The 13,431-nt window shown below is 33.6% G+C and carries 12 protein-coding genes; all 12 read left to right on the top strand.

Annotated features, from left to right (window positions below):
- Positions 1–5 precede the first annotated feature (5 nt).
- The 12 genes from FYJ84_RS02090 to FYJ84_RS02145 all read left to right on the top strand — a co-directional run bounded on the left by FYJ84_RS02090 (position 6) and on the right by FYJ84_RS02145 (position 13,429).
- Positions 6–1,112, top strand: coding sequence for a radical SAM protein (locus FYJ84_RS02090; RefSeq protein WP_205764054.1), 1,107 nt, complete (start codon positions 6–8; stop codon positions 1,110–1,112).
- A 156-nt stretch (positions 1,113–1,268) separates the two neighbouring features.
- Positions 1,269–2,747 (top strand): AAA family ATPase, encoded by a 1,479-nt coding sequence (locus tag FYJ84_RS02095; RefSeq protein WP_205764055.1) that lies wholly within the window; start codon positions 1,269–1,271, stop codon positions 2,745–2,747.
- Between the two features lie 28 nt (positions 2,748–2,775).
- On the top strand, positions 2,776–3,573 hold the full coding sequence (locus FYJ84_RS02100; RefSeq protein ID WP_154405664.1) for a hypothetical protein: 798 nt from the start codon (positions 2,776–2,778) through the stop codon (positions 3,571–3,573).
- Positions 3,574–3,748: 175 nt separating this feature from the next.
- Positions 3,749–4,795, top strand: a complete 1,047-nt coding sequence (locus FYJ84_RS02105; protein ID WP_154405666.1) for an FkbM family methyltransferase — start codon at positions 3,749–3,751, stop codon at positions 4,793–4,795.
- Positions 4,796–4,935: 140 nt separating this feature from the next.
- Positions 4,936–5,169, top strand: coding sequence for a hypothetical protein (locus FYJ84_RS02110; protein WP_154405668.1), 234 nt, complete (start codon positions 4,936–4,938; stop codon positions 5,167–5,169).
- Positions 5,170–5,433: 264 nt separating this feature from the next.
- Positions 5,434–5,592 (top strand): class I SAM-dependent methyltransferase, encoded by a 159-nt coding sequence (locus tag FYJ84_RS14995; RefSeq protein WP_154405670.1) that lies wholly within the window; start codon positions 5,434–5,436, stop codon positions 5,590–5,592.
- A gap of 289 nt (positions 5,593–5,881) precedes the next feature.
- A complete protein-coding gene (locus FYJ84_RS02120) occupies positions 5,882–6,982 on the top strand; it encodes an FRG domain-containing protein (RefSeq protein WP_154405672.1) in 1,101 nt (366 codons plus the stop codon).
- 20 nt (positions 6,983–7,002) lie between these two features.
- Positions 7,003–8,226 (top strand): nucleotide sugar dehydrogenase, encoded by a 1,224-nt coding sequence (locus tag FYJ84_RS02125; RefSeq protein WP_154405674.1) that lies wholly within the window; start codon positions 7,003–7,005, stop codon positions 8,224–8,226.
- A 101-nt stretch (positions 8,227–8,327) separates the two neighbouring features.
- Positions 8,328–9,659: a glycosyltransferase family 2 protein gene (locus FYJ84_RS02130; RefSeq protein WP_154405676.1), complete on the top strand. Its 1,332-nt coding sequence runs from the start codon at positions 8,328–8,330 to the stop codon at positions 9,657–9,659.
- Positions 9,650–10,909, top strand: a complete 1,260-nt coding sequence (locus FYJ84_RS02135; RefSeq protein ID WP_154405678.1) for a glycosyltransferase family 2 protein — start codon at positions 9,650–9,652, stop codon at positions 10,907–10,909. Before FYJ84_RS02130 ends, FYJ84_RS02135 begins: the two co-directional genes overlap by 10 nt.
- Positions 10,910–10,937: 28 nt before the next feature.
- The gene (locus tag FYJ84_RS15000; RefSeq protein WP_407060734.1) at positions 10,938–11,879 is read left to right on the top strand and encodes a CatB-related O-acetyltransferase; all 942 of its coding nucleotides are present in this window, start codon (positions 10,938–10,940) and stop codon (positions 11,877–11,879) included.
- 5 nt (positions 11,880–11,884) lie between these two features.
- A complete protein-coding gene (locus FYJ84_RS02145; protein WP_154405680.1) occupies positions 11,885–13,429 on the top strand; it encodes a glycosyltransferase WbsX family protein in 1,545 nt (514 codons plus the stop codon).
- The last annotated feature ends 2 nt before the right edge of the window (positions 13,430–13,431 follow it).

Genomic DNA, 13,431 nt, shown 5'->3' on the forward strand with positions numbered 1-13,431 from the left:
TGGCTATGGTAAAACTTACTAATAATCTGAAAGAATTATCTACTAGGGAGGGAGAATCGTTTAGTATATATGGATATGGAAAAATGGGAAAGTATTTAGAACTATACTTGCGTGCACATAATATCGAAATTCGGAATATAATAGACACGAATCCCCAAACTAATACTAAAACGATTGATGAGGTGATAGAGGATAAGGAACATAATTTTGTGGTACCTGTATATAATGATGAGGCAAAAAACAATATTACGGATGCACTTATTAAACATGGGTACGGAAATATTAACGTTTTAACTAACAAATGCTTAAATCAATTAGATCAAATCACAAATAAAAAACTAAGATTTCAGACTCATTTAGTGGAGCATTGTAATTTGAAATGTAGAGGGTGTTACCATTTTTCTTCACTAGCAGAAGCAGAATTCTTGTCACTGGAAGAGTATGAGAAAGATGTTAGACGTTTGTCAGAGCTTTTTGATGGTAAAATGGAAGAAATTCTTCTGTTAGGGGGAGAGCCTTTGTTACATCCTCTATGTGAAGAGTTTTTGTATGTTACTAGGAAATATTTTAAAGTAGGAAAATTAAAAGTTTTGTCAAATGGAACTTTGTTGTTAGGGAAGACTGAAAAATTTTTCAAAGCTTTTAACGAGTGTTCAGCCGAACTGTGGATAACAAAATATCCAATTAGTTTTGATTATGATAAGGCTGAAGAACATGCAAAGTCATATGGGGTAGATATAAAGTATTTTAATCGTGAGCCAGTACGAACTTTGGGGCATCAGCCGTTGGATTTGGAAGGAAAACAAGATTTTAAGCAAAATTATTATAATTGCTATAGAGCAAATGAATGTGTTGATTTAAAGCATGGGAAGTTATATTCATGCATAATACCAGCAGAGATTGCTCCGTTTGTGAAGTATTTCAAGATGGATAATCCAGTAAAGGATACAGATGGTGTTGATATCTATGCAGTAAAAGATTATGAAGATTTATTAGAGAGATTGTACATGCCTATGGAATTTTGCAGGTTTTGTAATAGGAATGATGTTGCTATATTTGGACGGATACCATGGCAGAGAAGTATGTTTGATATAAAAGAGTGGACTTTGTAATTTAGGGAGTATGAAATTTGCTTCTGTATATATCATAACATATTAAGCGAGATTATGTAGTGGCTTGAGCTGAACATGAAAAGTTTTGCTAAAGTATAGGTTAAGATATATTTTTTAATGTTAAATAATGTTTATGGTGTTTGTGGGGTGGTAGGTATGATCACAAGTGTAGACTTAAAAAATTATAAATCTTTTTATGACGAACATAGCATAGAACTTAAACCTATTACAGTATTATGTGGTAGAAATAGCAGTGGAAAGTCTTCTATACTTAAAAGTTTAATGTTGTTAAAACAAGGTTGTGAGAATTCTTCCAATTATGGTGAGATGTTGTTGAATGGGAAGTATATAAAATGTGGTTTTTTCCGTGATATTATATCTAGAAATAAAAGCGATATGTTTGCTGTTAGTTGTAAGTTTTGTATTGAGAGCCCATTACGACAAAATGAAAATAAGTTAATCAGAAAGACAGCTAATGTGACGAGATATAAAGATTTGAATAGTATTTTCTCAACTAAAGGTATAAATGCTGATAGATATTATGTAAAATTTTTGGTAGAATTTGGCAGTTGCAAACGTAATATATTACCTAACAGTGCTCAGATATTAAAATATAAAATAGAGATTTCAGATGGTAATAAAAATTATGAAATCTCTATTACGCGTTGTGTGGCAGGAGATTATGGTGATAAAGATTTTTCAAAGTGGGAAATAAGCACTAGAAATTTTCCAGTATTAGGGAAAGCAGAAAATTTGCATCTAAAGGATTGTAGTGTTTATTATAATTCTATGCAAATTACTAGTATTTATGTAGCACAAGATAAAGATAATAATTTATCATCTGATAAGCTTCAAGATTTATTACCCAAAATATATACACTAAGTAAAGTTGCAGTAGGGTTATATAGTACTGTGAGATATTTAGGCCCTAGCAGACTGCAGCCATTGCGACATTATACTGCAGACATGGATTCTTTTGATGGAGATATTAGCGGTAGTTATACACCAATTTCGTTTGTCAAAAAAATGAATAACAAATTATCTCTATATCTGCCAGATGATAGTAATAGTGTAGCCAAAAGAAAGGAAAAAATAAACCTAAATGGTGCTATAAAAAGATGGCTTAAGTATTTGGGGGGAGGGGACTTTGAAGCAGGTTACGATGATGATATTGTAAATTTATCGGTAGATAAAAGCAATATTATTGATGTTGGTTATGGTATAAGTCAAGTCTTTCCTATTTTGTTATCTGGTTTGTTACTAAAACAGGAAGAGTGCTTAGTTGTGGAGCAACCGGAAATACATCTACATCCTTCAATGCAGATGCAATTGGTTGATTTTTTTATAGCAACGATGCGAGATAGGAAACAAATAATATTGGAAACACATAGTGATCATATAATTAATAGAATAATTAGGCGCGTGATGGAGGACGAAAGTAAGGCATTATTAGAAAATGTTTCCATATACTATGTAACTCGTGATTCTGCCAGTGGCAAATCTACTGTTGAAGATATAGAGTTAGATATGGTGAATGGAATAAAAAAGGCTCCAAGAGATTTTTTTTCACAATATGCATCGGAGGTAGACGCAATAATCACAAAAGGCTTTGCAAATATGAGGCAGGATATATAGCAGGCTGTTTTTTACGAGGTAGATTTTTATGATATGTAAAGTGGTGTTGTTTCCAGATATATTTGAGATGGAAACAGATAAATTTGTTGCTCTTGTGAAATTTTTAAAAAGTGCTGATGTTAAGCTTGATAAATATATTGATAAGGGACAATCCTGTGAAGACAGAAATTATTATGGAGATATTGCCAGAAAACAGTGCATTTGGGATATCATGAAAATGATAAATACTGATAATAGCTATGAGATTAATGGTTATAGTGGGGATAAATACGAGTCATTGTGTAAGATGAAGATAAATGATTCACTAGCAGTAAAATATATGTTATTTCTGATAGACAACAATATAGATTTTATAGTATTTTCTAAAAAATGCACTGATTATATAGACATTGCTCAAAATGTAATAAAAACGATATATGATCCATATGTGGATTGTAGCAATCAAATATATAAAATATTATCCTCGGAGCCGTCAGATGTTTTTTATAATGCAAAATTTTGTGACAAGTTGCAGGTATATTTTAAGGAAACAATTTTCGGGGTTAGTACAAGAGAGAGAATGGTTGCTATTACAGAAGTTGGAGTAGAAGCAGCTACGCGGAATTATTTTTTTAAAGATATAAATTTAACTAAAAAGAATAGTAGCAATGCTCATAAAAGAGTTATTTTTTCCAGAAATGACAGCAAACAATTTTATTTGTCTTTAGATTATGAAAGTGGTGGCTTTGAGCTATTTGATCATTCGGCAAAGCACAGGGGACAATATTCTTTTGATGGTGAGCTAGTAAAAAAACCGGCACCTAATACGCATAAGATTATACTGTAGGAGGATATTTTTTATAAGAAATTTTTTGAAATGTATTTTGTATTTTCTAATGGACATTTGGATGGTATTTTGCAGTGCATATTGTGGCAAAGATTATTTTTTAGTTTTGAAACTTGATAAGGGATAAGTATATAAGGAGTTTGGATATTAACTGTAATTTAGGGAGGATTAATATATGAATAATAAAAACGTAATTATGTTTGGATTAGGGGGGGCGGAACGATATTTCGATGAAAATAAAGCTAGTCAAATTCATATTGTTGCAGTGATTGATAATGATATAAAAAAGCATGGAACTATAAAATTAAAAAATGATGTGGTGCACGTTATTGGTGCTGAACAAATACCATACTTAAAATATGATGAGATTTTGGTGGTATCGCACAATAGATATAGTACGTTTGAAATTGTTAGTCAGCTATTTGAGCTGGGGGTTGATGTAAATAAAATTAAGGTTTGGACAGGCCGGAATTCAGTAGAAAAGTTTTGCTATGTCAATAAGCATGGGAATATAGTTTATTCGGTAAGGGGGGTGTTGTTTCAAATAAAATACAAGAGCGATATTATGCTTTTGGAAGAGATTTTTATAAAAGGTGAGTATAATTTTTATATATCTAATGAGAATAGTAAGATTATAGTTTTTGACATAGGTATGAATACTGGATTTGCATCGTTGTATTTTTCACATATAAAGAATGTGCATAAAGTGTATTCATATGAACCATTTTCTGAACCATATAATAGTGCGAAGGAAAATTTTCTCCTTAATGATTGTGCAGACAAGATTATATCTAAGTGTATTGGAATAAGTGATGCTAATATTGTATGCGAAGAAAATTTTAGTTCTGACTGGATTACAGCCTCACGTACAGATGGTATAGTGAATTCTTCTATGAAAAATGTGAGATTGGAAAAAGTTCAATTGGCAGATGTATATGAAGAATTTTATAAAATTATGCTACAAGAGGGGTTAGATAATTGCTATGTTTTAAAATGTGATTGCGAGGGAAGCGAGTATAAAATATTTTCACGATTAGCTGATATGAGGATATTGTCAAAATTTTCTGTTATTATCGCAGAAACTCATGATGGTAAACAAGATATCGTGTTGGATATATTAAAAAATGATTCATATGCATGTTTTTATGAAAGTATTAATGAATTGCAGGGGGTAGTTAGAGCTGTTAAAGTTAATGGTTATGATGCTGGAGAAGGGAAATAAGATTGTAATTTTTTCAAGGAGAATATAGACATGATTATTATTTATGGTGCTGGCGAATATGGAAAATAGTAAAAGCGTTTTTGAATTCATGTGACATATACGTAGATTATTTTTGTGAAACAAAATACTCTGGTGACCGCGTGATAGATGGCATCAAGGTTGTATCGTTATGCGATCTGCCAAATATTTTGGTTGAAAAATATTTAGTGATGATTGCAATAAAAAATAAAAAAGTGAGCAAGCAGATAAAGCTTCGAGTGACAAGCATTCTTCTAGATAAAGTGTATGTAATAGAGGCAGGCGAATTTATAAACAATAATCTAATGTACATGGGGGGGGAGATATTGTTTGTTGTGTGGCAGCAATGTGGATAATTTTTTGCCAGGCGGTATAAAGCAGGAATTATTTTCTCAACATCATATAATTGGTGGCGGATATAGAGATAATAGTATTTGTCCTCAGTGTGGTTCTGTTGATAGAAATCGGTGGTTTATGTTTGTTTTGATCAAATATACCGATATTTTCTTTGGAAAGTCACGTGTATTGCATTTTGCTCCGGAGCCAAATGTTTCGGAGAGGATTAGGTCAAATATGAATTGTGATATTATTACAGTGTAGATATACAAGCCGGGCGTGCTATGCATGTTGCTAATATTTTGGATATTCCTTATAGGGGCGAATTTTTCGATTATGTAATTTTGAATCATGTTATGGAGCATATTTCGGATGAGGAGGCAGCGATGCAAGAAATTCAGCGTGTCTTGAAACTAGTATTAGTATTGCAGAGGCTCGGTTAAAGTATTATGGTCAGGACGATCATGTCCGCCTATATGGTCGTGACTATAAAGAACGTATGGAAAAATATGGTTGGCAGGTGGAGATATATATACCACAGGAAAGGTGCAGTCAGCAGGAGATAGATATGGATTCATTTATGATGATGTTATTATGATTTGTGAGATGTTATGAAATAGATGTAATTATGTATATTTTATAATGATGCGGTGTATTTTCTTAGTAGTTGTACGATAGATGTACATTAGGATGCATTTTTTATGGTACTAAATAAGGTTGTGTGGAAATGTTATGGTGAATTGTGCTTTAAAGTATGAAGAAATAGTTGAAACTGTTTATATTAATTCAGTTGATGAATTTTATAAAAACATAGTTTACAATAAAGAGCTGCCACATTATATATATCGTGGGCATAGTAAATCAGATAGTTATAAATTGCAGCCAGGTTTATTACGAAATCTCCAGGACACGTCTAAAAAGAGACGGGAGTTTTATATCAATGAGTTGAGAGCTTTGATTTTGTTTTATACCGAGGCCAATAAGCATGGATTATATGTACCCAAAGTGGACTCTTTTTTTCAGCATGGACTCGCGAATCATTTTGATGTATCTTTAATGTTAAAAGATACAGAGTGGAAATGGCTTTCAGATGATTTAATTGAATTAACTTCATTAGCTCAGCATTATGGCATGAAAACTAGATTACTGGATTGGACTCAGAATATCAGGGTGGCTTTATATTTTGCTTGCTCGGATAATATAAAAAATGAAGAGGACATGGCAATATGGTGTATTGATGCAATGTATTTAGGGGATTGGAATAACGATAGTATTACAGATATTTCCTTGGCAAATGTTTTGTCATATAAGGGTAATGGAGATCGTGCAGAGAAATATGCATTGATTCGTGCGTTGAAAGATACAAATCTGCCTATACGATTTTTTCTGCCTCGGTACTACAAGAATGATAATATTGCTGCCCAACGAGGGGTTTTGTCTATGTGGCAATATAATCTGGCTTGTAAAGAAATATACCGAAATTCAGATAAAAGAAATGATATAGCAGAATTACCTCGTTCTGATACTATTCCTACTGATATAGAAAAGTTGCGAAATAGTATTAGTGAGCATATGGACGCGTTTTTAGAGGCTGATATAGTTCGCGATACAGAACCATTAGATAAGTTGCTTTTAGATTATTTTGATCAATGCAAAAATAGGAGGGAAAAGATAAGAGCTCGCCAATATAAGATACTATACAAATATGTTTTAAAAAAAGATTTGAAGGATGAGTTTTTATCCCGATTAAAAGCAGATGGTTATGATGAAGCTAGTATTTTTCCAGGATATGAAAGTATTGTAAAAGTTGTAAATAATGAATTGTCGTTGTGAGTGTAAAGGAAAATAGTCTTATGATAGGGGTTATAGGTGCAGGATATGTCGGTATGTCATTGGCTGTACTGCTGGCACGGATATGGCCGATACGATTGATAGACATTAAAGCAGAAAAAATAAATAAGATACGGCAGGGGATATCTCCAATTGCAGATGAGGATATTGAGAGGATCATGCCGGATTGCCTTGAGAATGTGCAGGCAGATACGGATATTGGCGTATGTGAGGATTGCGACATGGTAATTTTTGCCCTGCCGACTAATTATGACAGCGAAAAAAATTATTTTGATACTTCTATTTTGGATGGAGCTGTAGGTGTCGTTTTAGAGATCAATCCTCAAGCCGTAATCGTTATTAAATCTACAGTGCCGGTGGGCTATACAGAAAAACTTCGTAGCAGATTTTGTGGTGCGAGGATAATGTTCAGCCCGGAGTTTTTGCGTGAGTCTAGAGCACTGCATGATAATCTTTATCCATCGCGCATTATTGTAGGTGCAGCTGAAGCCGACATGGAACAGGCAAGGTTTTGGGGGGAGTTATTGCGACAGGCAGCGGAAAAGCAGGAGGTTTCAGTGCTTTTTATGAGTCCTACGGAAGCCGAGGCCGTAAAGCTGTTTTCCAATACCTATCTTGCTTTGCGGGTGGCATATTTTAATGAGCTGGATTCTTACGCAGAGATTAAAGGCCTGGATAGCAGGAAAATTATTGAAGGTGTAGGCCTTGATCCGCGGATTGGCAATTTCTATAATAATCCTTCCTTTGGTTATGGTGGATACTGTTTGCCAAAGGACACCAAGCAGCTTTTGGCAAATTATGAGGATGTGCCGGAAAATCTGATTGAGGCGATTGTCAATTCCAATCGGACACGCAAAGATTTTATTGCGGATCAGGTCTTGAAAAAAGCTGGATATTATGCCTATGGCAGTCATAATGTATATGATGGTCTTGATGAGCATGAGGTGACGATAGGAATTTATCGCCTGACAATGAAAAGTAATAGTGATAATTTCAGGCAGAGTGCGATTCAGGGAGTGATGAAGCGTATAAAGGCAAAAGGTGCCAAGGTAATTATTTATGAGCCGTTATTGCAGGATGGCAGTACCTTTTTCGGCAGTAAAGTGGTAAATGATTTATCGGAGTTTAAATGTTTGTCTGATTGCATTGTTGCCAATAGATATGATGAGTGCTTGGAGGATGTATCTGATAAGGTTTATACGCGGGATTTGTATAAACGGGATTAAAATTTCTTAAGAAAATAGTACTAATTTGTTGATATTTTATTAGAGATTTTTACTGTGTTTGGACAGACAATTAGATGCGATGGTAGTTGGTGGAGATAAATATGAGTGAACAGGTTACTATAATAATGCCAGTCTATAATCCTGGCAAATATTTGTGTCCGTGCTTGGATTCACTTTTGGCACAGACGATGGAAGATTTTCGCATTATTGCGATAGATGATGGTTCTACTGATAATTCATGGGATGTTTTACAGGAATATGCTGCACAGGATGCGAGGGTGTTGCCGCAGCAAAATCCATACAATATAGGAGCAGCCAGGACACGGAATATTGGTATCCAGCTGGCTAGGGGGGAGTATGTGGTTATCCTTGATGCTGATGATTATTTTGAGCCTGATTATTTGGAGTGTCTATGGACAGCATGTAAAGAAAATGATTTAGATATTGCTATATGTGATTTTTATCGGCGTGATGAATTAGCAGGGAAGGAAATTTTAGTTACGCCACCACATACATTTCAGTCAATAATTAATAAGCCATTTAATTGGAAAGAAATACCACGATATATTTTTCAGTTATTTCAATTTCCTCCTTACTTAAAAATGTATAGAAGGATATTCATTAGTGAATATAGTGTTTTATTTCAAGATTTGTCTAATTCAAATGATGTTTATTTTAGTGAAATGTCTTTGATATATGCCAATCGCATTATGCATATAGCTAAGCCGTTATTGCATTATAGATATAATACTGGACAACAAATTTCAACACCGCGTGGGAGAAATATAGAATGTTTATTGTGGGCTTTTATGAAGACTTATAATGAGTTATGTCGATTGGGTATTTATGAGGCGTTGAAAAAAGGATTTTTTTCTCATGTTGCATTTACGGTCTGTGCATGTAGTGGTTATGTATCTAGAGAAAAGGAGAGTGCGTATTTTGAACTTTGGCAGGAGCGAGGACTGCCAAGTTTAGATATGTTTAATTTAACTAGAGAATGTTTTAATTCAAGTTTTGCTTATAAAAAATGGCAAGCACTAAAAAAAGGATGCAATTTTGAAGATTTAATAACTGAAGTAGTGTTTAAAGAGGAAACGTATAGAGCTTTTTTTCATGAGAGTTCTGTACGAAATTTGGGTATTGCCCATTGGGGATATGGAAAATTAGGAAAAGAATTTCAGGAATATGCTCAAAAATATAATTTTCAGGTGGTTGAATTTTATGATAAAGATTGTTCAAAATGGGGAGAATATAATGGCATTAGCGTAAAAAGTTTTCATGAATGCAGTCCTTTAGCTGAGATGATAGTTGTTACTAATGAAAGATTTATTGATGATGTTTTAAATCAGACGATGGGTACTTCTTTAAAAGTTTTTGATTTTACGGCATATTGCTTATATGGAGTTGGATTTGAGGAGTCTATATGTTACTAAGTGTTTTAGTTCCGGTTTATAATGTAGAAAAGTATGTAGCAAGATGCATTGATTCATTGTTGAGTCAGACATATAGAGATCTTGAAATCGTCTTGGTGGATGATGGTTCAACTGATAAATCAGGATATATATGTGACGTGTATGCAAAGAGTGATACGAGGATAAAAGTTATACATAAAGACAATGGTGGCTTGGCATCAGCTCGCTGTGCAGGATTAATGGCTAGTACGGGAGAATACGTGGCTTTTGTAGATAGTGATGATTATGTAGATAGTGATATGTTTGCACAATTAGTGGAACCTATACTAAAAGGTGATGGTGTTGATATCAGTCTTGGTGGTCACGTTATAAACAAAATGGATGGTAGTATAGTAAATATTTTTACCGATAGAACTAGTGAAATATATTATGATTTTATAGAAGCGATGGCTGATATGTTTGAAGGAAAGAAATTCATTTGGAGTTTATGTGGAAAGGTATATAAACGTGAATTGTTTATACAAGATGCTATAATGGCTAATTGGCCGTCATCTCATGGTGAAGATACATATGCCAACTCCATGGTGTTCCCTATGTCAAAGAAGATGATATTTCTTCCTGTGTATGGTTATCATTACTGCATGCGCAGTGATAGTATGATGAATAACTCTTTTAATGTTGGGAAATTGGTATCTATTGACATAGTAACTTCTTTAATGAAGAAATATAGTGATAATTCTTTAAGATTATTTAATGCTCTGGGAAATTTGATGGTTAATTTGTCTATTGTATATCTAAAAGCTATGTTGAGTGAATATCCAAAATATAAGTCATTTATTTCTAAATATCAGGTTAATTTATCTATGTGGTATGATTGTATTGAATTGGATGTTCAACAAAATTATGCAATCCCAATTGTACTGAAGAAACCATATGAATATTTAAAGTGGAAAACTAATTGGGAAAGAAAAATATTTTCGTTTTGCAATTCTAGTGGAATCCATGAAACTTACATATATGGTACGGGAGCCTATGGGCAGGCAACTTTAGATTTATTAGAAGTGATGGGGATAAAGATAGCTGGTTTTATAGAAACTAATCCAGTAAAAAAAACATATAAGAATTATTTTGTGTATAAAGTTGATGATATTGCTATCGGATCATTTGTAATAATAGCTATGAATTATAACAATACTTTATTGGTGGAAGATATTGTAAAAGCAAAAGAAATGACTGCATTATATGTATGGCAATATTTCCTCATTGTATAGATTGCTTTATTCGGAAAGGTCGATTTCAATGTTGGTTGCTGAAGAAAATTTTTTGTTTTGTTGCGAAAAGAAAATAGAAGAAATTGTAACAGCGAAAGGAAAACGTGCAATTTATTTATGGGGATGTGGTCATGGAGGCAAGCTAGCAGTAGATTTTTTCAGGAAAAAAGGTGTACAGATAACAGGGTGTGTGGATCAAAAAGTTGATGATGGAATGAAGTTTTTTTGTGATATTCCGGTGCTTAGCCCAAGTTTGGTAAATAAAGATAAGCATTATATAGTAGTAACTTTATTGAAGGCGTGTCCGGATATTGTTGAATTATTGTATACCAAAGGGTTTTCTGATGATGATTTTTGTTATATCAGTGAACTAGTAAATGAAAATGATATAGTTTATCGTGGTTGTCATGTTGGCAGATATACCTATGGATATGAAACTTTGTTAAAGGAATATCCCATGGCTGTCAGTATAGGAAGATTTTGTTCTATAAATGGCACTGCACGTATTTGGAATAACCATGCTATGACATGTATAACAACGCATCCATTTTTAGACTATCCAGGGATGTTTCCGTGGAAGAAGTATAAGCAACGTTTGAATTTTGTTGATAAATATGGCGTTTATAAAAATAATGCGGCTTATGAAGATAGTAAGCTTCGCAAAAATGAACCTGTAATTATTGGTAATGATGTATGGATTGGTGCGAATGTTATTATTTTGCCGGGAGTAAACATTGGTCATGGAGCAGTTATTGCTGCCGGGGCTGTTGTTACAAAGGATGTTGAACCTTATGCGATAGTTGGAGGGGTACCTGCAAAGCTTATAAAATATAGATTTAATGCTGAGGAGAGGCAAAAATTATTAAGTATAGCGTGGTGGAATTGGTCGCTTGATAAAATTGAGAAGAATATAGAATTGTTTTATCAGCCACAAGTATTTTTGTCTAGTCTGGGAAAATTTTTGGAGTGATATGGATGAAAAAAAGTATAAAAGCATTGGCAATGTATTTGCCGCAATTTCATCAAGTAAAAGAAAATGATGAATGGTGGGGATCAGGGTACACAGAGTGGACTGCTGTGAAGAATGGGGAACCCTTATATAATGGGCATGTGCAGCCTAAAAAACCTTTGGAAGGTAAATATTATAATTTGCTGGATAAAGAAACTTTGAGATGGCAGTCCGAGTTGGCCAAAAAATATGGAATTGCTGGTTTTTGCTTTTATCATTATTGGTTTGGCAAAGATAGAAAGATATTAGAAAAGCCAGCAGAAATATTACTTGATAATAAGGATATAGATATGCCTTTTTGTTTTTGTTGGGATTCAAGTCAATGGGCACGTACATGGTCTAAAATGGGTAATGCCTGGGCTGATGCTTTTGAGCCAAAGCGTGACAAAAATGACACAAGTAATGGTGTTTTGATTGAGCAGAAATATGGTAATGAAGCCTTTTGGCGTAGGCACTTTGATTATTTACTTGAGTTTTTCAAAGATAATCGATATATAAAAGTAGACGGAAAACCAGTATTTATGTTTTACACTTCATATAAAATTCCTTGTTTTGAGCGAATGGTTTTTTATTGGAGACGATGGGCTAAGGAAGAAGGTTTTCCAGATTTATATATAATAGGCTTCTTTTCTCCTAGTCTGTGTTTAGATGCTGTGGTTACTCCTATGGCATTTAATTTGAGTGCTTTGGGGTATAATCCTTCACTGGAGTTTTTAATACAAAATACATCAGTGAGGGGATACAATTATGATGAAGTATGGGAAGACTATTTGAATTATATTCCTTCTAGTATAAATAAAACTTTGTGGCTATGTACAGTAGATTTTGACGATACACCGCGACGTGGGAAAAATGGGCGTGTGTATATTGGTGCTTCTCCAGAAAAGTTTAAAAAATATTTCTCTCGCCTAGTTTCCAAAAGTGTTGCTGATGATAATCCATTTGTTTTTATAGATGCTTGGAATGAATGGGGAGAAGGCAAGTATTTAGAACCAGACGTTGTTCATGGGTATGGGTATTTGAAATCTGTACGTGATGTTATGTCTAAGACGGGGTCAAATGAAAAAGCAGGAACTGCTTATAACGAAAATATGCTGTTGAGATATTTGGGAAAGCTAGAGAAACAACTGCTTAGGGCTAGTATACATCAGGATTGTCTCACCGAATGGATGTATTTAAAAATGGAAGGCAAGAGTATTGCAGATTATTTATGTAAATGTGGGTTTGAAAAGATTGCTATCTATGGATGTGGTATATATGGCAAGATGTTATATAATGAGCTGAAAGATAGTGTTATTGATATTGCATATTTTATAGATATTCATAAGGATGGATTGAAACATACTGAAGTTGCAGATGTTTATAGTCCAGATGAAAGTTTGCCTTTGTGCGACGTTATTATCGTGTCGATTATTGGTGAATACGTGGATATTTTTAAGGTATTAAAACAAAAAAACAATATACCAATAATATCATTATATGAAGTTGTGTATGAAGCTAAAGAGAGTTGATA

Source organism: Anaerovibrio slackiae (genome assembly GCF_009695585.1).
Lineage (GTDB): Bacteria > Bacillota > Negativicutes > Selenomonadales > Selenomonadaceae > Anaerovibrio > Anaerovibrio slackiae.